Origin of the sequence: Aureibaculum koreense (assembly GCF_034296135.1) — a bacterium.
Lineage (GTDB): Bacteria > Bacteroidota > Bacteroidia > Flavobacteriales > Flavobacteriaceae > Aureibaculum.
Genome location: NZ_JAXKVV010000001.1, coordinates 271103 through 295594 on the forward strand (window position 1 = coordinate 271103; position 24492 = coordinate 295594).

The 24492-nt window shown below is 34.8% G+C and carries 21 protein-coding genes; 8 read left to right on the forward strand and 13 right to left on the reverse strand.

Annotated features, from left to right (window positions below; all coding sequences use genetic code 11):
* Positions 1-39: 39 nt before the first annotated feature.
* From UMM65_RS01355 to UMM65_RS01390, 8 genes are all read left to right on the forward strand, one after another.
* On the forward strand, positions 40-2478 hold the full coding sequence (locus UMM65_RS01355) for an ABC transporter permease (protein ID WP_321974662.1): 2439 nt from the start codon (positions 40-42) through the stop codon (positions 2476-2478).
* Positions 2479-2490: 12 nt separating this feature from the next.
* A complete protein-coding gene (locus tag UMM65_RS01360; protein ID WP_321974663.1) occupies positions 2491-3249 on the forward strand; it encodes a head GIN domain-containing protein in 759 nt (252 codons plus the stop codon).
* Positions 3250-3379: 130 nt separating this feature from the next.
* Positions 3380-5779, forward strand: coding sequence for an ABC transporter permease (locus UMM65_RS01365; protein WP_321974664.1), 2400 nt, complete (start codon positions 3380-3382; stop codon positions 5777-5779).
* Positions 5780-5904: 125 nt separating this feature from the next.
* Positions 5905-8163 (forward strand): ABC transporter permease, encoded by a 2259-nt coding sequence (locus UMM65_RS01370; protein ID WP_321974665.1) that lies wholly within the window; start codon positions 5905-5907, stop codon positions 8161-8163.
* A 65-nt stretch (positions 8164-8228) separates the two neighbouring features.
* Positions 8229-8351, forward strand: coding sequence for a hypothetical protein (locus UMM65_RS01375; RefSeq protein WP_321974666.1), 123 nt, complete (start codon positions 8229-8231; stop codon positions 8349-8351).
* Positions 8352-8468: 117 nt separating this feature from the next.
* Positions 8469-10889: an ABC transporter permease gene (locus UMM65_RS01380; protein WP_321974667.1), complete on the forward strand. Its 2421-nt coding sequence runs from the start codon at positions 8469-8471 to the stop codon at positions 10887-10889.
* Positions 10890-11014: 125 nt separating this feature from the next.
* Entirely contained in the window at positions 11015-13444 is a 2430-nt protein-coding gene (locus UMM65_RS01385; protein ID WP_321974668.1) for an ABC transporter permease, read from the forward strand.
* A 46-nt stretch (positions 13445-13490) separates the two neighbouring features.
* Positions 13491-14153, forward strand: coding sequence for an ABC transporter ATP-binding protein (locus UMM65_RS01390; RefSeq protein WP_321974669.1), 663 nt, complete (start codon positions 13491-13493; stop codon positions 14151-14153).
* On the opposite strand, the gene UMM65_RS01395 is transcribed toward UMM65_RS01390, so the two are convergent.
* The 13 genes from UMM65_RS01395 to UMM65_RS01455 all read right to left on the reverse strand — a co-directional run bounded on the left by UMM65_RS01395 (position 14150) and on the right by UMM65_RS01455 (position 24491).
* Positions 14150-14566 carry an acyl-CoA thioesterase gene (locus tag UMM65_RS01395; protein WP_321974670.1) on the reverse strand — a complete coding sequence of 139 codons (417 nt, stop codon included), beginning with the start codon at positions 14564-14566 and terminating at the stop codon, positions 14150-14152. The two genes, UMM65_RS01390 and UMM65_RS01395, sit on opposite strands and share 4 nt — an antisense overlap.
* Positions 14567-14608: 42 nt before the next feature.
* A complete protein-coding gene (locus tag UMM65_RS01400; RefSeq protein ID WP_321974671.1) occupies positions 14609-15256 on the reverse strand; it encodes a hypothetical protein in 648 nt (215 codons plus the stop codon).
* Between the two features lie 55 nt (positions 15257-15311).
* Positions 15312-16601, reverse strand: a complete 1290-nt coding sequence (locus UMM65_RS01405; protein ID WP_321974672.1) for an ABC transporter permease — start codon at positions 16599-16601, stop codon at positions 15312-15314.
* Entirely contained in the window at positions 16594-17349 is a 756-nt protein-coding gene (locus UMM65_RS01410; protein WP_321974673.1) for an ABC transporter ATP-binding protein, read from the reverse strand. Before UMM65_RS01410 ends, UMM65_RS01405 begins: the two co-directional genes overlap by 8 nt.
* Before the next feature lies 1 nt (position 17350).
* The gene (gene darH / locus UMM65_RS01415; RefSeq protein ID WP_321974674.1) at positions 17351-18346 is read right to left on the reverse strand and encodes a BtrH-related acyltransferase DarH; all 996 of its coding nucleotides are present in this window, start codon (positions 18344-18346) and stop codon (positions 17351-17353) included.
* A 172-nt stretch (positions 18347-18518) separates the two neighbouring features.
* Positions 18519-18920 carry a flexirubin biosynthesis protein DarG gene (gene DarG / locus UMM65_RS01420; RefSeq protein ID WP_321974675.1) on the reverse strand — a complete coding sequence of 134 codons (402 nt, stop codon included), beginning with the start codon at positions 18918-18920 and terminating at the stop codon, positions 18519-18521.
* Positions 18907-19383: an ABC transporter permease gene (locus tag UMM65_RS01425; RefSeq protein ID WP_321974676.1), complete on the reverse strand. Its 477-nt coding sequence runs from the start codon at positions 19381-19383 to the stop codon at positions 18907-18909. The genes DarG and UMM65_RS01425 overlap by 14 nt, the downstream gene beginning before the upstream one ends.
* A complete protein-coding gene (locus UMM65_RS01430) occupies positions 19384-19809 on the reverse strand; it encodes a hypothetical protein (protein WP_321974677.1) in 426 nt (141 codons plus the stop codon).
* A 1-nt stretch (position 19810) separates the two neighbouring features.
* Entirely contained in the window at positions 19811-20944 is a 1134-nt protein-coding gene (darB, locus tag UMM65_RS01435; protein WP_321974678.1) for a dialkylresorcinol biosynthesis protein DarB, read from the reverse strand.
* A gap of 12 nt (positions 20945-20956) precedes the next feature.
* The gene (locus UMM65_RS01440; protein ID WP_321974679.1) at positions 20957-21880 is read right to left on the reverse strand and encodes a dialkylrecorsinol condensing enzyme DarA; all 924 of its coding nucleotides are present in this window, start codon (positions 21878-21880) and stop codon (positions 20957-20959) included.
* 257 nt (positions 21881-22137) lie between these two features.
* Complete coding sequence (locus tag UMM65_RS01445) at positions 22138-23013, reverse strand: LpxL/LpxP family acyltransferase (RefSeq protein ID WP_321974680.1); 876 nt, start codon at positions 23011-23013, stop codon at positions 22138-22140.
* 9 nt (positions 23014-23022) lie between these two features.
* On the reverse strand, positions 23023-23265 hold the full coding sequence (locus UMM65_RS01450) for an acyl carrier protein (protein WP_321974794.1): 243 nt from the start codon (positions 23263-23265) through the stop codon (positions 23023-23025).
* An 8-nt stretch (positions 23266-23273) separates the two neighbouring features.
* The gene (locus tag UMM65_RS01455; RefSeq protein WP_321974681.1) at positions 23274-24491 is read right to left on the reverse strand and encodes a beta-ketoacyl-[acyl-carrier-protein] synthase family protein; all 1218 of its coding nucleotides are present in this window, start codon (positions 24489-24491) and stop codon (positions 23274-23276) included.
* Between the last annotated feature and the right edge of the window lies 1 nt (position 24492).

Genomic DNA, 24492 nt, shown 5'->3' on the forward strand with positions numbered 1-24492 from the left:
ATAGCGGGAAACCTTGCAGGTTAAACAAAAACAAATATCATGTATAAAAACTATCTAAAAATAGCTTGGAGAAATTTAAAAAAACAACCTTTTTTTACTTTTTTAAATACTTTTGGCCTTGCCATTGGTATGGCGGGCGGGATACTCATTTCGCTATATATTTACGATGAGTTAAGTTTCAATAAAATGTTTGCTGATGCCGATCGTATTTATCGTATAGATGCAGATATAAAATTTGGAGGGGCAGAAATTGAGACTGCACAAACTGCCGCTCCCATGGCCAAAGCATTACAAAACGATTTTTCACAAGTTGAAAGCACCGTTAGGTTTCGAACCCAAGGCAGTATGCTCGTTAGAAAAAATGAAACTGAGGATAATTCAAAAGAGCTTAATACCACATTTGTCGATTCCTCTTTCTTTGATATGTTTGGAATCAAACTACTTGCTGGTGATGCTAAATCTGCACTAACCGAACCAAATACCTTAGTACTAACCAAAACAACAGCCGAAAAATATTTCGGTACTAATAACGCAATAGGCCAGTCTCTTATCCTAAATAATGATGATACTTACACCGTAACGGGGGTGATGGGTAATCTGCCGAAAAATTCCCTTTTGAGGGATTATACGGTTTTTATGGCCATGACCGGACATGAGGCTTCAAAAGAGGACAATTGGGGTGGTAACAACTTTCAAACATTTATAAAGTTGATACCTGCGGCAAATGTTAATACCATGCACGAGCCGATACAAGGGTTTTTAGAAAAATATATGCTACCGTGGGCACAAAAATATTTTCCAGGAATTACCGCTGAATCGTTTGCGGCATCTGGTAATTACATAAGATACCACATTATGCCATTAACGGATATTCATCTGTATTCAACACGTGATGGCGGGCTAAGTGCCAATAGCAGTATCCAAAACGTATATATCTTATCGTTTATCGGGTTGTTCCTTATTATTTTGGCTTGTGTAAACTTTATGAACCTGTCAACCGCCCATTCTTTAAAGAGAGCCAAAGAGGTTGGGGTAAGAAAAACATTAGGGTCTAATAAAAGAGATCTAATTTATCAGTTTTTGATTGAGTCCGGCTTAATCTCTTTAATTTCGTTGTTAATGGCGGTAATGCTTTCAATCATAGTACTTCCCCTTTTTAACGAACTTTCTGGCAAGTCTATTTCATTACCCTTTGCCAATCCGTTTTTCTGGTTGATCTTATTAATGGTTACCATTATATTAGGTTTATTTTCAGGAAGCTATCCAGCATTCTTTATGTCGCGATTTAAACCCGGAAAAACGCTTAAAGGCGGAAGCCAAACAAGCGTAGGTGGGGGAAATATTCGGAACGGTTTGGTCGTATTCCAATTTACCATTTCAGTCTTTTTAATTGTAAGTACATTGGTCGTCTTTCAACAATTAAAATTTATTCAATCTAAGGATCTGGGGTTTACCAAAGATCAAGTTTTATTGATAAATGACACTTATGCTGCAGGTAGGCAAATCGATGCTTTTAAAGAAGAAGTTGTGCGTTTGAGCCAAGTAAAAAGTGCTTCTTTTAGTAGTTTTTTACCCGTACCTTCGGTTCGTTCGGACAGTTCATTTTTTGAAGAAGGAGCTACCGAACAAGAAAACGCAATTCAATTGGACACTTGGTATGTGGATGAAGATTATATCCCAACCCTAAGTATGGAAATTATCGCCGGTCGCAATTTTGACAAACAACGCCCAACAGACTCTACCGCTGTGATCATCAACGAAGCAACTTTATCTGTGCTAGGAATGGAAGCAGAAGAAGTCTTGGGTATGAGAATTACAGAAGATGTAGACCTTAAGGAAGGTAATATGATTTTTTACACGGTAGTAGGCGTTGTCAAAAATTTTCATTTTGAATCTTTAAGAGAAAATATTGGAGCATTGGGTCTTTTTCTTGAAAGATCAACAGGAACTTTAGCTGTAAAATTAAAAGCAGGGGATTTTAAACAAACCATTTCAAGTATAGAAACTATCTGGAATAAATTGGCACCGGGACAACCGTTTAGTTATCGATTTATGGACGATGCCTTCAATTCCACTTATGATGCCGAACAACGCCTGGGTCGCATTTTTATGATATTTACCATATTGTCCATCTTAATCGCCTGTCTTGGTTTATTTGGTCTAGCGGCATTTAATGCACAAAAACGTACTAAAGAAATTGGTATCAGAAAAGTATTGGGAGCAAGTATTGGTCAAATAACATACAGACTAACTACCGACTTTTTAAAAATGGTAGGTATTGCCATACTTATTGCAATACCAATTGGATGGTATGCCATGAACAAATGGCTGGAAGACTTTTCGTTTCGAATAGAAATTAGTTGGTGGATATTGGCATTGGCAGCATTTTTGGCAATAGCGGTAGCGGTATTGACGGTGAGCTACCAGAGCATTAAAGCCGCAATAGTAAATCCTGTAAAAAGTTTAAAAACAGAATAAAAACAAACAATCATGAAAAATAAGAAACTTAAAACCGTCATTTTTTTAAGCCTCCTCCTTTTAGGGTTGGCTAACACGAATGCACAATCAGAAACAACCAATGTCAAAAATTTTGACAAGGTAATTGTGAGTCCACATATATCGGTGAATTTTATCCAAGGTGATTCCGAGAGTGTAACTATTGAAACTTGTTCAGTAGATAAAAACAAACTAAACATAGAAGTAGATGGCAAAACTTTGCGAATTTATTTAGAGGGTGCAAAAGAAGTGACCAAAAATGAAAAGTATAAAAAAGACGGACAAAAAAGAACCCGTTCCTTATACAAAGGTACTGTAGTAACCGCCACGGTTACTTATAAAAATATTGATGAACTTTCTTTACGTGGTGAAGAAAAATTTAGTTGTAAAAGTCCCATAGTTCAAGATGATTTTCGATTAAAAATTTATGGTGAGTCTGAAATTACCATCAACAAAGTAAATCTAAAAAAACTTCGTACCACTATGTATGGAGAAAGTTATATAGTGATTAAAGAAGGAAATATAGGTTATCAAAAATTTACAGGTTATGGTGAAGCTAAAATAAACACCTTAGGTCTGGCCAATAAAAGCACTAAAATAACTGCGTATGGTGAAGGCAGTTACAGAGTGAATGTTTCTGAAGAGTTAAAAGTAACTGCTTATGGTGAAGCTACTGTGGCTTATAAGGGAAATCCTGAAGTAAATAAAGGTATTGTTATCGGCGAAGCAACAATTCAAAGAATATCAGAATAAAAAGTGACTCAAGACCTGCAAGGTATTGCCGAAGGCTTCCTTGTAGGTCTAGGATAAAATACAGATTAAGAATCAAACCTACAAGGTTCCGCCTACAGCGGGAAACCTTGCAGGTTAAAAACTAAAAATCATGTTAAAAAACTATCTAAAAATAGCGTGGCGAAATTTAGCTAAAAACAAAGGCTACTCGGCCATTAATATTGGCGGACTTGCCTTGGGTATGGCCGTAACGTTAATCATTGGGCTTTGGGTTCAAAGTGAACTTTCTCACAACAGTTATTTTAAAAATAAAAATAAAATAGCACAGGTCTATCAATCGCAAACTTTTAATGGTGAAATAGGTACGGGGCCCGCCATTCCCAGACCATTGGAAAAAGCATTAAGAGATGAGTATGGAAACAATTTTAAGCATTTAATAATGTCATCATGGACAAATAAAGTTTATTTAAAATATGATGAAACCAGTCTCTACAGGTCCGGAAATTATATGCAACGGGAAGCTCCAGAAATGTTAAATCTGGAAATTATAAAGGGAGAAAGAGACGGTCTAAGGGAAATTAACTCCATCATGCTTAGTGAATCAACAGCTAAATCGCTTTTTGGAAATGAAGACCCGATAGGTAAAGTAGTAAAGGTCAGGAATCAGGATGATTTAATGGTAACCGGTGTTTATAAAGATATTCCTCTTAATACCTCTTTTAACGACACCTACTATATTATTCCGTGGGAGCAATATGTAGCTTCAAGGGAATGGGTAAAAAATTCTGAAGACCAATGGGGCAATAATTCTTTTCAGATGTTTGTACAAGTGGCAGACAATGCAGATATGGACAAAGTATCAACAACAATAAAAGATGTAAAAAAGAAGTTAAACGAAGATACCGCAGAATATAACCCCCAACTGTTTTTGTTCCCAATGAATGAATGGTATTTAAGGGGTAATTTTAAAAACGGAAAACAAGAGGGTGGCCGAATAAAATATGTTTGGTTGTTTAGTATCATCGGTGCTTTTGTGTTGCTTTTGGCATGTATCAATTTTATGAACCTCAGTACAGCTCGGTCGGAAAAACGTGCTAAAGAGGTAGGTATCCGTAAATCGATTGGTTCGCAAAGAGGTCAATTGATAAATCAATTTTTGAGCGAATCTTTTTTGGTCGTGGTATTTGCCTTTTTTGTTGCCATCATTTTTGTGTTATTATCTTTGGACGGATTTAACGATTTGGCAAAAAAAGATATCGTATTTCCTTGGCTAAATCCTACATTTTGGATAGTCTCTTTATTTTTTATTTTGTTTACAGCTTTGTTGGCGGGCAGTTATCCCGCACTTTACCTTTCCTCTTTTAGACCCGTTGATGTATTAAAAGGAACCTTTAAATCAGGTAGATACGCAGGTTTGCCAAGAAAAATATTGGTCGTGCTACAGTTTACGGTTTCGGTTGCTTTTATCATAGGAACGGTCATTGTAATGCAACAGATCAATCATGCCAAAAACCGTCCAGTGGGCTATAACAAGGAAGGCTTAATTCAAGTACCGACCTATAGCCAAGATTTTGAAGGAAAATACGATTTAATGCGAAGTGAATTTATAAACTCAGGTGCGGTAGTGGAAATGTCAGCTTCCAGCAGCCCTACCACGCAAATCTGGTCCAATAGAAGTGGTTTTACTTGGGAAGGAAAGCCAGAAGGTTTTCAAGAAGACTTGGCATTTACAACAGTTTCTTATGATTATGGAAAAACATTAAACTGGAAAATTATTGAAGGTAGGGATTTTTCAAGGGAATTTGCTACGGACTCCAACGCCGTAATACTTAACAAAACCGCTGTAAAATATATGGGACTTACAAATCCCGTTGGAAAATTTATAAAAGATGCTAATGAGGAAAATCCAGAAACACCGTTAAAAATTATTGGGATTATAGACGATATGATAACACAATCGCCTTATGAACCTATAAAACAAGGTATGTATGTTTTTGATAAATGGAACGGTGGAAGCTTTTATAATTTAAGGTTAAACCCAGAGCAAAGCAACAGTAAAAATTTAGCGGTTGTAGAAGGGGTTTTCAAAAAACATTTCCCGGATATTCCATTTCAATATGATTTTATAGATCAGGAATATGGAGAAAAATTTGCTTCGGAAGAACGTATAGGAACTTTATCGGGCATTTTTACAGCTCTCGCCATTTTAATCAGTTGCCTCGGTCTTTTTGGGTTAACATCATTTGTGGCAGAGCAACGCACCAAAGAAATTGGGGTACGCAAAGTATTGGGAGCAACGGTTTTTAATGTGTGGAATATGCTTTCTAAAGATTTTCTGAAACTGGTTGCAATTTCATGTTTTATTGCCATTCCTATCTCGTATTACATCATGAACGGTTGGTTGCAAAACTATCCTTATCGTGTAATTTTAGAGTGGTGGATTTTTGCACTGGCGGTTATCGGGGCTTTGGCCGTTACCATTGTAACCGTTAGTTTTCAGGCCATAAAAGCGGCAAATGCCAACCCTGTTAAAAGTTTACGAACGGAATAGCAAAAGACCTGCAAGGTGTTGTCGCGATAGCGACCTCCTTGAAGGTCTGGAATAAAATTAAGATAAAAAACCTACAAGGTTCCGCCTACTGCGGAAAACCTTGCAGGTTAATCAAAACAAAGATTATGTTAAAAAACTATCTAAAAATAGCGTGGCGGAGTATTTGGAAACATAAACTATTTTCAACAATAAATAGTATCGGCTTGGCCATTGGCTTAAGTGCTTCTTTTGTGATCGGTGCAATGATATATTATGACCTCACTTTTGATAAATTCCATCCCGATAGCGAACACATTTATAGAATTACGACAGAGTTTACAACTCCCGAAGGTAAATTTTATAATCCGGGTGTAACTGTTCCTTTAGCTGAAAAATTAAAAAACGACACTCCCGGGCTAAAAGAAGTGGCACCTGTATTTACCTCTTACCCATTGCACGTTAAAAATGCAACTACTGAAAAACTCTTTAAAAATCCTGAGTTTGTGGTTTATGCCGATAAAGAATATTTTAACAATTTTGAATATGAATGGTTAGCAGGTTCAAAAGAGGTAATCTTTAACAATCCTAACGAAGTGGTTCTGTCCGAAAACAGAGCTAGAAAATATTTCCCGGAAAAACAATTGAATGAAATCATTGGCAGTGCATTAATCTATAATGATACTATTCCTGTAAGTGTAACGGGAATTGTAGCCAATTTCAAACAGCGTACCGATATTGTTTTTGAAGAATTTATTTCAATGAAAACTGCGGACAATAAAGACATGAGCAACTTAGTTGAAAATGCAGGTTGGGGCAATACAAGTTCCGCTTCCCAATTATTCGTGAAATTATCGGAAAAGACCAATTTGGTTACTATCCGTTCTGAGCTTGGAAAAATTGCCAAAGAATTTGCCGATCCAGAAACGATCTCATATGACCAAACACGTAAATTTCACCTACAGCCTTTAAGCGAATTGCATTTTGATCCTAATTATTACACATTTGACTTTGATTCAGGCCGTGCCAGCAAACCTGTTTTGATCAGTTTGGGCTTTATTGCTCTTTTCTTACTATTGTTAGGCTGTATTAATTTTATTAACTTAAATACTGCACAAGCTACGCAACGGGCTAAAGAAATAGGTATCAGAAAAACATTGGGAAGTTCAAAAAAGCAGTTGATTTTTCAATTTTTAGGAGAAACGTTTTTCTTAACCCTTTTTGCAGCTGTTCTTTCTTTTTTTCTGTCATTTTGGTTACTGAAAATATTTTCGGATTTTATTCCTGAAGGAATAAGTTTTCAATTGTTTAAAGAACCTATGGTAATTATTTCGATTTTACTTCTCTTAATTATAGTTACGTTTTTATCAGGTTTTTATCCCGCTATGGTGCTTTCACAATTCAGACCAGCATCTGTCTTAAAAAGTCAATTCCTACGTAAAGGAGACAAATCTTCCTTGCGGAAATATTTAACTGTTTTTCAATTTGTTATTGCCCAAATTTTTATAATTGGCACCTTGCTGGTTGGTAAACAATTGAATTACCTAATGTCTAAAGATATGGGAATTAAAACCGACGCCATTGTCCATATTCGTACACCTTGGCAAACTCCGTCATTGGATAAACGCATCCGCTTGGAAGAAGAAATTAGAAATTTACCTCAGGTAGCAAAAACCAGCCTTAGCAGTAATCCCCCTGCCTCATTTAGCACCAATTCATCTCATGTAACCTTTTTTGATGATGAAAAAGAAGTAAAAACCGAATTACAATTTCTCTATGGGGATAAAAATTATTTGGATCTCTATGATATCGATATTTTATCAGGTCGCAAACAACTAAATGATACTATACAGGAAATTGTAATTAATGAGTCTTACATGAAATTACTGGGCTTTAAAACACCAGAAAATGCAATTGGTAAAACCATCAAAATGAGTGATAAAATCATTCCAATTGTTGGTGTAATGGAAGATTTTAATCAACGTTCCCTAAAATCAAGAATAGAACCTATGGCATTTGCTGGAGATTGGTACCGTGAAAAATTTTCGCGTTTTAATACGCTTCACCTTGCATTGAGTAAAGAAAATTCTGAAAAGTGGTCTGAAACCATCGGTGAAATTGAGAGTGTTTATAAATCTATATATCCCGATGCTGACTTCACCGTCACTTTTATGGATGATATGATTAAGCGATTTTATGAACAAGAACGTAAAACTGCCGTGTTACTGAACTGGGCAACGGGACTATCAATTCTAATAAGTTGTTTGGGTTTATTGGGTCTAGTGATTCATACCACAGAAAGACGAACCAAAGAAATAGGTATCCGTAAAGTATTGGGAGCTTCAGTATTACAGCTAAACGTATTGCTATCTTCTGAATTTTTGAAACTGGTGGGTATTGCATTTTAATTGCTGCACCCATTGCTTGGTATGGCATAAATAATTGGTTAGAAGGGTTTGCCTATAAAACGAACATGAGCTGGTGGGTATTTGTAATAAGCGGGTTGGCCATGGTTATTATTTCAGTACTTATTATGAGTATAAAAACATTATCAGCTGCAAATAGTAACCCTGTGGAAAGCTTAAAAACGGAGTAAAAGACCTGCAAGGTGTTGTCGAGGTACGAGACCTCCTTGTAGGTCTAAGACGAAAAATTAAAACCAAACCTACAAGGTCAAAAAAAGACCTTGCAGGTTGACATAAAACAATAAATCATGTACAAACTATATTTTAAAATTGCCATTAGATACTTACTTAAAAATAAACTCTATTCGTTTATAAACATTGCAGGGTTGTCAATCGGTATCGCCTCTTTTATTCTTATAATGCTCTATGTTAATTACGAATTGAGCTATGATAAATTTGAAGGTTCTGAAAATGTTTATCGTGTATTTATGGACGCTAAAGAAGGTGATATTTTCGAGCCTGCAGATGCTCAAACCGCAAACCTGATTGGCCCAACACTAAAACGAGAATTCCCAGAAGTAAAAGAACAGGTTCGTTTGTATCGTTTTGAGAAAGTAACCTTTAAAGTTAATGAGAAAGTCATTGAGTCTACAAAAGGAGCATTGGCCGACGCAACTTATTTTAACATCTTCAACTATCCGCTATTAAAAGGATCAAAAGAAACTGCCTTGGTTGCACCCAATACGCTCGTATTAACTGAAAGTTTTTCAAAAAAAATATTCGGTAATGAAGACCCAATGGATAAAACCATATCGGCATTTTACAATGGTGAAGAAGCCATATTAACGGTTACCGGAATTTTAAAAGACATGCCCGAAAATACCCACATGAAAACCAATTTCTTAATTTCCATGGAAACGTTTGCTAATTGGTGGGCATCTGATGAGCAGGTAGCACCAAATTGGGGTCATTGTAATTTTTTCACTTATTTAAATGTAGATAAAAATGCAAATTTTGATTTATTAAAAAATAAGATAATCGCTTCTGATTTTGAAGATGATCCTGACGAAAGATATAATATTGAGCCTTTGGAAAATATTCATTTATACTCAGATAAACCGTATGAAGCAGAAGCAGGAGGCAGTTTGAGCAGAATTAAATTTTTGACCGCTATTGCGTTTATAATCCTCGTGCTATCTTGGCTTAATTATGTTAATCTTTCAACAACAAAATCGTTGGAAAGAGCAAAAGAAGTCGGAATCCGTAAAGTAGCGGGAGCTCAAAGAATTCAATTGATATTACAATCGTTATCCGAGTCTATTATTCTAAATTTTATTGCCATAGTATTAGCAGTACTATTAACAGTATTTATGCTTTCTGTATATAATAACATTACGGGTAGCCAACTGGTGTTACAAACATCGATGATTACACAATTTTTGCCCATTATCGGGGTATTAGTATTTGGAGTAGTTCTGGCAGGTTTATATCCTGCTTTATTATTGAGTGGCTATTCACCTTCCAAGGCGTTGAAAGGAAAAGTGAGAACCTCGGCGAGTGGGTTAAATATCCGAAAAGGATTGATTATTCTACAATTTATGGCAACGATTATATTACTTATCGGTACGATAGTCGTTACCAAACAAATTAATTTTTTACAAAATCAGCCTATTGGAGCTAATTTAAATGAAACCATTAGTTTTCAAGGAGAATTTCTTTCGCAACTGTCGGATTCACTAGTCAGGGATAAATACGAAACACTTGAAAACGAAATAAAAAAATTGCCATTTGTAACTGCTGTAACAAGAACACAAACCTATCCCGGTGGTGGTTTTGATGAGTTGAATTCCTTTGTTGGAATTACCTACCCCAATGGCACCGAAGAAAGTAGAAAGGTTTATTATAGTTATGCCACACAAGCTGAATATTTTGATTTATTAGATATTAAATTCCTAAGTGGAAACACTTTTATCGATAATGCCGCTGGTCAAAGTAGAACTATAATTATTAATGAATCCGCTATGCGAGAAATGGAAATTTCAAATCCCGATGATGCTATTGGTAAGATTACAAATTTCTTCGGAATAGATTGGACAATTGCTGGCGTTGTTGAAAATTACCATCACTTCGGACTAAAAAATTCAGTGTTGCCAATGATTATTATGCACCGCAATAGTAGTAATAATTTACTAGTGAAATTTAATAACAAAGTGTCTTCCAATTTAGGATATACAACAGCCATTACCGATTTAGAAAATAAATGGAAACAAGTTTTTCCGCAAAGTACCTTTAATTATACTTTTCTAGACAAGAAGTTTGAAGCACAATATAATGAAGATAAAAAGTTTAGCTCAGCGTTTCAGATTTTTACAATATTGGCCATACTTATTGCCTCCATGGGTCTTTTTGGATTGACATCTTATACCTGTATTCAACGCAAAAAAGAAATCGGCATCCGTAAAGTAAATGGGGCGACTATTGGTCAGATTCTAAAACTGTTAAATCAGGACTTTGTAAAGTGGGTCGGGTTGGCATTTATTATCGCCATTCCCATTTCATGGTATGCCATGAACACATGGCTGGAAGGTTTTGCCTATAAAACAACCATAAGTTGGTGGATTTTTGCCCTGGCCGGAATTACAGCCCTAGCTATCGCCTTACTGACGGTAAGCTGGCAAAGTTTTAGAGCGGCAGTAGCAAATCCGGTGGAGGCTTTGAAGGATGAGTGAAAAGACCTACAAGGAGGTCTCGTACCTCGACAACACCTTGCAGGTCTAAGACGAAAAATTAAAACCAAACCTACAAGGTTCCGCCTACAGCGGGAAACCTTGCAGGTTAAACAAAAATAAATATCATGTTTAAAAATTATATAAAAATAGCCTATCGAAATCTTGTGAAAAACAAGTTTTATTCTGTAATAAATATTATAGGTATAACGGTGGCTATTATCTGTTTGCTTTTTGCTGGAATTTATTGGAACGAGGAACATAGTTTTGATGATTTTCATACCAATAACCCAAACTTATACAGAATCACCACAAATATGGTGGAGCATAAAGGTGCTATTGCACAAACTGTTGGTGGAACAGGTCAAGTACAAGGGAAGGCATTTAAAGAGGCTATTCCCGAAATAAAGAAATATACTCGGGTGTTGGGTGGTGAAATTTATTACGAGGTTTCTACTGAAGAGAAAATTTTAAATTTAAATATTCTTTTCGTCGATACTAATTTCTTTGATGTCTTTACTTTTCCTTTGTTACATGGCGATGTTAATACTGCTTTAAGCGAAGTAAACTCGGTAGTGATTTCAGAAAGTACTGCTATGCGACTTTTTAATACTACCAATGTGGTGGGTAAAGTGTTGCGTATGGATCACAATCCCAGTTTTCAAAGGTTAAAAAAGCCTATGGTGATTTCGGCTGTGGCAAAAGATGCTCCAAAAAACTCTTCTATTCAATTTGAAATTGTTCTTCCGTTCAGTTTTCAGGAACTTACTTGGGTTGATACCAATTGGCTTAATGCCTACCTCGGAACATTTGTAGTCTTGGAACCAACAACAGATTTGGGAGCGATTGAACAGAAGTTCGATCGAGTATTTGCCATACATGCCAAAGATCAGGTGGAGCAAAAAATAGGACGTTACGGTTTTGATTCTCAAATCAATTATGGTTTGCAAAATATTTTGGATATACACTTGGATTCTCTTATGCAAGACAATAATTCCAATATTGAGTCCGGAGTTGTAAATACCAGCAACCCCATATATTCCATAGTCTTCGTTGCCATTGCCCTACTTATTTTGATAATGGCGGCTATCAATTTTATAAATATTAGCATTGCCTCGGCAATAAAGAGAGCAAAAGAAATAGGGGTCAGAAAAATAGCTGGAGGTAGCAAAAGGCAAATTATTTTTCAATTTCTTATAGAATCAAGCCTGCTTTGCGGCATTTCATTTTTACTTTCTCTGTTTTCATTAAAACTATTGATTCCAATTTTCAATGAACTAACAGCGAAACAGTTTGTATTTGAACAAATGCTTAATTTTCAATCAGGAGCATTTCTAATTTTAATTTTTGGATCTATCATTTTAATTACAGGCCTTTACCCAGCTTTTGTTCTTTCTAGGCTAAAACCCGCGGAAGTACTTTATAATAAATTGAAATGGAGCGGTAAAAATTTGGCTGGTCGCGGTTTGGTTGTTTTTCAATTTTCCTTGGGAATATTTCTACTTATTACAGCTATCGTATTTTATTCGCAGATGGATTATATACGGACCAAAGATTTAGGGTATAACCCCAACCAAATAATTACCACGACTATTTCAGGAAATCGGGATTACACCGCTATTGGTAAAGTGTTGAAAGAAGAATTATCTAAAGAATCAGCAATTGCGTCAGTCTCATACCACCAAAATCATTTTTCGGAACCTGTCATTATAAATAATACCCAAATAGAAGCTTCACTTATGCGGGTTGATGAAAATTACTTGCCCGATGTTGAAATTCCAATACTCTTGGGGCGAAATTTTTCAACTGATTTTTCAACCGACCCCACAAATTCAGTTGTTGTAAATGAAACTTTTGTTAAGGAATTTAATTTAACTGAACCCGTGGGACAATCCATAAAATTGATTGAAAATGATGAAGGTGATCAAAAACGAACAATAATTGGAGTGGTAAAAGATTTTCATTTTGGTTCACTTAGAGAGCCTATTAAACCAATGTTTATTTCTATGTTGCAAGCACCAATAGGGAATATTTTGGTCAAATTTGAAAAGTCAAAACAACAAGAAGCTATTATAGCCTTAGAAAAAGCTTATAAAACCATTATGCCCGATGCTGTGTTTACCTACAATTTTTTAGATGAACAAGAAGCAAAACAATACAAGCAAGAGCAACAATGGCAGAAAATAGTGAATATAGCTACTATTTTGTCCTTGATTATCTGTTGTATTGGTCTATTGGGTATGGCTCGATTGTCTATAAATCAACGCATTAAAGAAATCGGCGTTCGTAAAGTTCTCGGAGCATCAGTTTCGCAAATATTAACATTGCACACCACAAAATTTTTGAAACTGGTGATCATCGCCTTTTTTATAGCAGCCCCTATTGCTTGGTGGGCGGCTAAATATTGGCTTCAAAATTTTGCTTATCATATAGAGTTATCATTTTGGTTATTAGCCTTTGCAGGTGCCATCTCTTTGTTAATTGGTATCATAACCGTAAGCTTTCAAGCAATTAAAGCTGCAAGAACAAACCCGGTAAAAAGTTTAAGAACAGAATAAATTACATCCTGAATTAAAAAAAACGAATAAAAATAAACATAAAACTATGCTATTACAATTAAACAAAATTTTTAAATGGGTAAATTCAGGTGGGCAACGGGTCTTCTTGTTAAAAGATATTAATCTAGAAGTTGAAGAAGGAGAGTTTATCTCTGTAATGGGACCTTCAGGTTCGGGTAAATCAACCTTGCTTAATATTATTGGAATGTTGGACAATTTTGACGAAGGCGAATATAATTTTATGGACGAGTCTGTACATACTTTAAAAGAAAAACATCGTGCTAATTTATACAAACAATATATTGGGTTTGTTTTTCAAGCCTATCATCTCATTGATGAATTGACTGTATATGAAAACTTGGAAATGCCCCTACTCTATAAAAAGATAAGCGGTTCTGAACGAAAAGCCTTGGTTGCAGATATGCTAGACCGATTCAATATTGTAGGTAAACAAAAATTATTCCCAACGCAGTTAAGTGGTGGCCAGCAACAATTGGTTGGTGTTGCCCGTGCATTAATTGGTAATCCCAAATTAATATTGGCTGATGAACCTACAGGAAATCTAAACTCTAAACAAGGAGAAGAAATTATGGAAATCTTTAAACAATTAAATGAAGAAGGGGTAACTATAATACAGGTAACCCACTCTGAGAAAAATGCGGCTTATGGTTCTAGAACTATTAATTTATTGGATGGTAGAATGGTTTAGATTAATCCTACTTTACGTTTCCAATCCTCAAAGAATTTTGGTGCGGTCAGGGCCAATTCACCATTGTCATCGGTAAAAACTTGAACGGTTTCACCTGTGCAAACGATTTTACCTTCGGGATTAAATATTTTATACCTAAATGTCATTTTTGCGGCAGGGGAATCGACAAAAGTGGTTTCAATAGTGGCAATATCGCCATATTTTAAAGGTAATTTGTGTTCACAAGAAGATTTTACTATTGGTGTTGCAAAACCGTGTGCTTTTACATCTAAATAAGAAATATCATGTTCCCTGCCAAAAGCCTCTCTCCCATCCTCAAAATAGGTAATATAATTACCATGCCATACAATGCCGAGCGGGTCTGTTTCGTTAAAACGAATACGTATTTCTGAGGTATGGGTTATTTTTTGCATTAAGAATTTGCTTTTCGTATTTAAAATTATACTTACATAAATTTAGCTATTATCTGTCGGATTTTTTCTGAAAATCATCCTTAAATCAGCTATCAAATAAAATCCAACAAATACAAATATACCTGCTGCTAAAAAATATTGACCATTAGGAATAATTAGAAAGATATTCAATCCGATTAAAAACAAGCAAAATGGATATGTAAATAATCTAATTAATATGTTTTTTATTGACCATTCATTTTCATTTTTCTCCTGCTCAATTTCCATATCTAAAAGTTCAAATATTTGCTCAAGTTGATTTTTCTTTTCAAATCTGTAAATTATACCAGCTATAAAAACTAAGATGAGTATAAAAATACCTATGAGAGTTATTTGTGACCAATTATCCAAAAAGTTAAATTCATATAGATTTTTAGGAAAAACTAGATATAGAAATCCAATTAAAAAAATACCAATTATAGATTTACCGACTGGGTTTAGTGTGTCGGTAATATTGATGAGATTGTTATTTGTATTTAGTTCTAATTTGAAAATTGGATAGAAAGTTGCATTCCACGCATTTTGTCTCCAAACCTTAATTTCATATCTTCCAATTTCTCCTGTTGGCCTAAAATCACGACTAAAGACAGTCCAAAGGTGATTAAGAAAAGTGTCTTCTTTTCTCAATTCTATAAGCTCTTCTATTTCCATTTTAGTTATTTCCAATATTCGTTTTGAATTACGCAGAACTTGTTAATTATCATCATTAAACCATCCTCTTTCTTTTATCATACCAAATAGAAATACCAACGGTTATTACAAAAAACAATGTTAGCAATCCTATCTCAGGTAATACTTCGATTATTCCTCCATTACGTAACAACACATCATAAAACGCATTCAATCCCCAATTCATGGGTGAAATATTTGATATGATTTGCATAAAGTTGGGCATTAAAAACACAGGAACCCAAACGCCACCAATAGCAGCCAAAATTACAACCATTGTTGCTCCCAAGGGGGCGGACTGCTCTGGTGTTGTGGCCATAGTACCCAATAAAATACCAAAACCAACGGCCGCCAATCCCGAAAATAAGGCGACTATAAATAAGGTGATAAAATTTGAACCTATTTCCAACGCATGTAATCCCAACATGGGCAAAACATAAACACCTACCGCCAACATCAGCAAAAATTGTATCAGACATACTATTAAATAGGTAATTGATTTTCCTCCTAAAACGGTTAGATAAGAAACGGGATTCGTTCTCAACCGCACAAATGTACCTTGATTCTTTTCTTTGACAATATTTATGGATAATGGAATGACAATAAAAAATATAGCAAAAAGCGTCCAAGCGGGTACATTGTGTTGTGTGGAATTTGGCAATGCAACTTCTGAACCTTCTTTGGGATTTATTTCCTTAAACGAGACAAAGTTATTTTCGGTTAATAATGGGTTTTCCTCATTAGGCTCTCCCTCACTCAACTCGGCTTGGAAGGCTTCGTAAATAGATTTTGATTCTATTCTGGAAATCATTTTATTGATATTGTTCATTACCGCATTTTTAAACGATTTTTGAACGGCAGGATCGAAATATAGCTTTATTTCCTTATTGGAAATTACCTCATCAACAGTATCAGGCCCATCTTCCACACCAAATTCACTAAGAATTTTATTTACGTTCTGGTTAACTTTTTTATCTAAGTCAGCACTTAAATTTTGAGGAATAATTACCGCTAATTGATAATTACCTTTGAGTACAGCCGATTTTGCGGTTTCTTCAGTGAAATCAGTATCATTTAATTGAGTCACAATATTAAATGCATCGCTTTTATTAAGGTTTTCTAAAATATTGGCAGCAATATTACCTTTATCATTGTCCACAAAAAGAATGGAAATTTTGGCGTCGTTAATGGTTTTAAACGAACTATCTTGAATTAAGGTGATAGTTATTATAAGCACCAATGGCATAACGAAAAGTATGACCAACCCTCCTAAATCCCTCGACAATAGCAATATTTCCTTATATGTGGAACTGAAGAGTTTACGCATAATCCCGTAAGGCTTCCCCTGTTAATTGAATAAACACATCTTCTAGGTTTTGAGCTTCTGTAGTATTTTTAATCAGCTCCTTTGGTGTACCCGACGTAACAATTGTACCGCGATCAATAATTGAAACCTGTGTGCAAAATGATTCTGCCTCATTCAAGTGGTGCGAGGTATAAACAATAGTTGTTCCGTTAGAATTCAATGTTTTTAAATGCTCCATAATAACATTTTTAGATTGTACATCTACACCCACTGTAGGTTCATCTAAAAATAAAATTTCGGGTTGGTGTAAAATTCCTGCAATTAGATTTACCCGACGTTTCATACCTCCTGAAAAGGTTCTGATCTTTTTATGTTGAAATTTCTCCAATCCTAAATAACCTAAGCTTTCGATAACTTTAGATTTTAGATTATTGCCAGATAATCCGTACATTGCTCCGAAATACATCAGGTTTTCATAAGCCGTTAAAGTAGGATACAGGGCATATTCTTGTGGTACCACACCAATGGCTTGCTTTATCTTTTTGGCGTTTTCTTTAAAAGATAGTCCATTGATAGTTATTTGTCCCGATGTTGGTTTTAACAGACCACAAATCATAGAAATCAAAGTGGTTTTTCCGGCACCATTTGGACCGAGCAGTCCATAAATTTCGCCTTTCTCAATTTCTAAACTTAATTGGTGAACGGCAAAAGTATCGGCTCCCTTATATTTTTTGGATACACTATGGATATGGATCACCGAATTCTGCATTTTATATCGTTTTCTTTAATTTTTTAAAAAATATCTCTTCCCTATTTGATAAATCTACCAATTGATCCGCCACCTTATTGTAAGCATCTAACTCAGAGCTTCTGTTCTTATAAATTCGGGATGCATCCACAGCGAAATCACGCCAAGAGTCGCCTATTTCGGTAATCTCTAATGATAATTCCTTTAGTTTTGGATTATTTAAAACAACCGCAGCTTCTTGTAAAAATGCTCCATAAATAAAACGAAATCCGCCACCACCAGTGCCAATTTCTTCTTGCATTCTAACCAATTGCCCTAAATAGTGATTGGCAACTTTGATTCCTTTCTTTTTAGGCCACTTCCGTATCAGTTTTGCAATGGTACGCATTCCTCTAACTCCCACATAAGGTACAGGTGCTAGCATATCTCTACAAACGGTTTTAATACCTTTTTTTATGGCATTTTCCAATTTTAGTTCCTCAGGGAATTCAACAGGGTAATACATATGTCCTTTAGGAGCCATTGCCCCTTTAGCAAAACGTACTCTATTTAATTCTTTTTTAGTCAGCGTTGTAGTAGTTTCCATTACAGGATCACTAATTAAATAGGTATCTGCTTCTTTTCCATAAACCACTAAGTTATGGGCATTGAAATGGAAACGGTATTCATCAGGAAAATAGGTTAAATTATAAACCCCAACCTGTAAGCCAACTGGATTTTTACGCTGTAACTCAGTTTCTAAAGCCTTTTCTGCATTGCCTTCATTTCGGAATTTAAATCGTTTTATTTTTATGCCAACGCGTTTTGCAAAACGTTTAAAAATAATACCTGGCATAGGTCTAAAACTTACCACGGGAGCGTGATTCACCTTTAAAAACGGTATATAAACGAAGAAAAGTCCAGAACCAATACCAAAAACCATTGGCTCGCTAATCTGATGTCCTTTGTGCTTAAGTAAATTTGAAACCACTCCATTTTCACAATGTGCAGATTGATGATGTGTAAAGTCTATCTTCATATTTTTTTGATACCTATTTCTTAGGTTGTGATATCTAAATTAACCACCCCGCCCTTTATAATTCTCTAAGATTTAAAATGGCGGCTGGATACCCCTCCTTAAAAAAAGGAGGGGAATTTTCGTTTTACTTTTTATCTTATGCCTTCTAGCCTTTTTCTTACTTAAGTCAAATCTACTTCTCAATATTCTTTAATTGCTCAATGGTAATATCAAAAACATCAGCATATTTCTGCAATAGCGTATTGCTCAATTTTTTAAATATTTTGGGCTTAAAATGCCTTTTTACCCGCCATTGCCAGAGTCCGACATAACTTGCTAAAATGGGCAAATCCATTTTGTGGACTTCCATATAATATTCTATGGGACTTGTCTCATTATTTAAAACACGTTTTTTAGCATTAGCTACACGCTCTTCAATTTCTTTAATGGCATTGTTCAACGCAATGGTCTTGGGATCCCAACCTGAGCTGTTTGCCGTGGTATATTCCCCATTTTCATCAACAGCATAACAGAGCTCCTTAAAATTGGCAGACTCTAAATTACTTTTATCTTGTGGGACTTCACTTTTTTTCATTACTTACCTTTACTTCCTGAATAAACAAATTCATTTCGCATTCCGCTAAAACGGAATTTTCACTTTCGATATTACATTTTATAGCACAGATACTATACCCTTCGGCATCAAATCTTGAAATTAAATTGGCTGTGGTGATAATAGTTTCTTTTAACAATGGCAATTTAATGATATTAAACGACTTAACCCCACTAATAAAACCAACTACTTGATTGTTCTTACCTTCAACATCTTCCTCATCAAAAAAACTTTTACCAACTATTGCTGAACAAGTTTGTGCAGCATTCTCTATTAAGCCAGACTCCGAAAGTCCATCTTCACCCACAAATATACAATCTGACTTTATTAAAAAATTGGTTTTAACACTTTGGTCATCAATAAATAACACATTATCTACCATTAACATAGGTGGTCTATGTGGTAAAAAATTTTTAATATCAATATGCCTGGTGTTATTTTTCAATTATTTAGCAACTACCGTTTTCATTTCGCCGGTAGCTATTGATTTTCCATTTAAAGTTACATCAACAGCAACTAAGGTAACTCCCATTATTTCATGTAAAATAGAAGCCGTTGTTATCAAAGTATCATTTAATTTTGGCAAGTTAACAATTTCTACGCTTTTTATCGAACCAATATATCCGGTAGGTGAAGGTTTGTTCTGTAAGTAATATTTATATCCGGTATGGAGTGCCACGGTTTGAGCCATGTGTTCGATCAAACCAGGTTCAGTGAAGATATTGTTTTTAGTAAAAATATTAAAATCTGTAATGGTAAGTTTTGAGGTAACTTCAGCATCGGAATATCGTAACAGCGTATCTACCATTACAATCGGTGCTTTTTGGGGAATTAAATCTGTAACAGGTATGTCAATTGAACTATTATCCAAATTAACAAACAGTTAAAAGTGCATAATTATAAGCGAATCTGGCACTTTCAGGAACGTGCAACAAAATTTTATCTCCTTTTTTCAACTTTCCAGAATTTACCAATTCTTCTAACATAATATAAATTGATGCCGCCCCAACATTTCCAATTTTGTCTAAATTCATAAACCACTTCTCCAAGGGCACAACAAAATCTTGGTTCACCATTTCTTCATATAATTTATTTTTAAAATAAAAAGAAGAAATATGTGGCAAGTAATAGGTTAAGTCTTCAGGTTTTAAATTATGTTTATTTAATGCCTGTTTTAAACTATCAACACCTTTTATTAAAATATTTTCGCTAAGCAATTTTACATCTTGTTTCATTGCGAATAAAGATTGCTCGCTCCACTCATGAGCCGAAAATTCACTCCATGGTTTTAAATGTCCATTTTCCAACTTATCTCCACCTGCATACATACAGGTTTCCAGTTCATGAGCGTAAGAATATCCCTCAATCCATTCAATCTTAAGAGGTTGTTTTCCTTTGGGTTCACTTTCCAATAAAAAAGCCCCTGCTCCATCCGAAAGCATCCAGCGTAAAAACTCTTTATTAAAAGCAATAATGGGTTGCTCCTCCAAAGATTTTAAGTGATTAACCTCCTCTTCAAAAGTATTTGCCATCATCCAAGAAGATGTGCGTTCTGAACCTGCACAAACTGCATTGTTAACCTGTTTGGCCTTAACGGATAAAAATCCATATTTTAAAGCATTCATACCTGAACAACATGCACCCGAGGGTGAATTAATTTCTAAATTTCTGTTTTTGAGAAAACCATGAACCATTGAGGTATGTGATGGTAAAATTTGATCAGGACTAGAGGTGCCACATGAAAGCAGTTCAATATCTTTTGTGGTAAACTCAGAATCACAAAGTGCTTCAATTGCTTCTTTGGTTAATTGGGCGTTATTATGCGTAATATTTCCATCATCGTCAATTGCATAATATCGAGTTTTTATTTTATTATTGCGTAGTACTACTCCTTTTGCTTTAGAAGATTTTCCGTTTAAGATACCCAACTTTGCTTCCATTTCATCATTTGATATAGGATTGTTAGGTAAGTATTTTGCAATTCTAGTTATGTAAACGTCATTCATCTTTTAAATATACTATTTATGGTTTACAGACGCATAATATTTTTGGTCTTTTTTGATCTTACCAATAAAAGGCAAATAAGTCAGCAAAAATACAATAAAAAGTATAGGACCAAAGCACCAAATGGCAAATTTAAGGTATTTATCAAAAACCCGAACCCATTTTAATCTTTTGCGTTCACCGGGTTTACCCTTTTTTATGATGAATTTAGACCATTTGTCAAAAATAACATTGGCCCTTTTATCCATTGTAATTAAAAATGGTTTTACTTTTACCGCACCTATTTTCAGCAAATTATCTTGTAAATTTTCATAATCATTTTTACAAATACTTTCTAAAATAGGTTTACCAAATCTTATGGATTTGTCAATATCCTTTTGAGAAACCCCTGGTTTTGGAAAAACACCCAAATACTTTTCCTTTTTTCCACTGAACATCCACTTTTCAATGGTTATAACACTTATGTGATTAATATTTCTATCCACCAAAGCAATATTACCTACCAATTTTGCCTGATTTTCCAATAAAAGAACCTTCATTTTTTCCTGAGCTTTTATCCACATATTTCTACAACCAATTACGGTAACTACAGGAGTATCCTTCAATATTTTTTTAGCTTCTTCTGATTTTAAAAATGAGTTTATTGGTATTGAAGGTGTCAAATACCAAACTTGATACGCTATAATAACTAAATCATATTTTTCTGATAAAATTTCTGGATCTGGTTTTACCAATTCGCAAGGAATTTGCAAAAAAGATTCTGGAAAAGCATCAAAAAATTTATCAGCTTTCCAAGGAAACTTATATTCTTCTACTGGTTTTATTTGATGATATGCAACGTTTACATCATCGGCATCTTCAACATCTCGTACCACATTTTGGGCAATTTCCAATAACTGCCCTGATTGTGTATAATATATGATGAGTACGTTTTTCATAGTTAGATATTAGACGTTAGATTTTAGATGTTAGATGTTAGATGTTAGATGTTAGATTAAAAAATTTACTTCCATTAAAGGTTTTCGACATCCTCAAAAAAAAAAAGCGGAAAGGCTATTTTTTCTAGGGCTATCGCCTATAAATAAACTCGAACTTAAACCCGTTTAAAACTTTTACTTTCTTTTTGAATGTCTGTATAATAACTTTTACAACTTCACTTTTACCAAATGCTAAACTTCCGTCTTCGGACTTCTAGCTACTTTTCCTCCCAAAAATCGAAATAGTTGAACCATTGTAATGGATATTGATTCAAAATCCATTCTATACTTTCAGTATAATTCTGTAATAACCCTTGAGCATCTCTTTGCTTTGCGGTTGCCAATCGTGTAAATAAATGATAATGTTTGTTGGTTTCTTTCATTACATAAACGAATGCAACCGGGACTTTAAGTCGCGAAGCCAATAAAAACGGACCCGCTGGGAATTTAGCTTTTTTACCTAATAATTCTTCTTCTAAAAAGCGTGTGCCTTCAAAATACCTATCACCTGTAAAACAAATCAGCTCATTATTGGCTAATGCTGTGTTAATATCAAATATATGTGATAAATCTTCTTTTATCAAAATCAATTTAACACTTGATTTTTGTGAAACTGATTCTAAATATTCTTTAATATCATTATGTTCCTGATCGGTTGTTACAATATTAATCTGTGCGTTAAAATCAACTTCTTTTAAAAAGAAATCGGCTATTTCGAAGTTACCAACATGTGCACTGATTAAAATCCCGCCTTTTTTATCTGCAATCAGTTGTTTGAGCTTATCTATTCCATCAAAATCGTAAGTGAATTTATTCCTTAATCCCGAACGTATAGCAACTTTGTCAATAATAGTTTGACCAAATTTATAATAACTTCGATAAATATTAAAAATACTTTTTAAAGGTGAACAACCCAGTCTTTTTCTAAAGTAATAATAAGATGCCTTCGTGCCTTTGGGCGAGAATAACAAGAAGTAAAAAGCAACAAAGTATAAAATAAAATAAGCCGAGCCCAAGCCCAACTTTTTCATAAAAAAAATAAAAATTTTATAGCCTAAAACGGTACCTCTGGATTTCCCTTCCCATTGAGCCATAGTAGTTTTTTAACCTAGCTTTCTTTCTATAAGATTATAAAAATCTTGAAGTGTAGTAATATTTACAAAATCTTCGCCCACTAATTTTACGCCAAAATTTGATTCGACAGCAACAACTAAATCTACAAAATCCAAGCTATCCAGTTCTAACGTATCCTTTAAATTAGCGTCAGGACTAATATCATCTTCTTCCACTTCAAACTCATCAATAAGGAAGTCATTAATCTTGCTAATGATCTCTTCTTTCTTCAGAACCATAGTTATATTTTTTTAATAATCAATGCAGAGTTTGTTCCACCAAACCCAAAAGAATTCGACAAAAATACATCAATTTTTTTATCTACGGTATGTCTTGCAATGTTTAATTTGGCAGCATCTTCATCAGGTGCTTTCAGATTAATATTGGGAGCCACAAAGGAATGTTGCATCATTAACATGGAATATACAATTTCACTTGCACCAGCCATCCAGCACTCGTGACCCGTCATGGATTTTGTAGAACTCACATGAGGTCCGTTATCTCCGAATATATTATAAATAGCCTTAGCTTCGTTGGCATCACCAACTGGTGTGGAAGTGGCATGAGCATTTACATAATCAATAGCTGACACCTCTATTTTGGCTTCGTCTATTGCTTTTTGCATCGCTTTTGTTGGACCATCTGCATTTGGAGTTGAAATATGATCGCCATTAGATGAAAATCCGTAACCAACTATTTCGCCTAAAATAGGTGCTCCTCTTTTTACAGCCGATTCATAGCTTTCTAAAATAACTGTTGCAGCACCTCCGCTTGGAACCAATCCGTCTCTTTCTGTATCAAAAGGTCTTGACGCTTCGACAGGATTATCCTCTCGAACAGAAAATACGCCCAATCCATCAAAACTTGCCATGGCCAGTTTGTTAATTTCTTGGGCACCGCCACAAATAATAGTGTCTTGTAACCCACTTTTTATAAGATGGTAACCTACACCAATGGCATGAGAACCACTAGCACAAGCTGCACTTATTGTGAAATTAACACCCGTTAATCTAAAAATGGTAGATAAATTCATGTTAACGGTAGAGTTCATTCCTTTAAATATAGCTCCTGAACCTACGAGCGTAGTATCTCTTTTCTCTCTTACAGTGTCAATGGATTCAATAACAGATTTTGCCGTGCTATCGTTACCAAATAAAATCCCTACTTCATTGGAATCTAAAAAATCTTGTGATATTCCCGCATTTTTCAATGCTTCAATCGTGGAAACATAAGCATATTGAGCTTCTTCACCCATGCTGATACGTTGCCTTCTGGAAAGTAATTTTTTCAAATCAGGTTCGGAAACCATACCAGTTAAGGCAGAACGATATCCAAAATCTTTACGTTCGGCATCAAAGACAATTCCTGATTTTCCTTTGTATAAAGATTCTTTTACTTCTTCTAAATTACCCCCAATACAAGAGTATATGCCCATTCCCGTAATTACAACTCTGTTCATG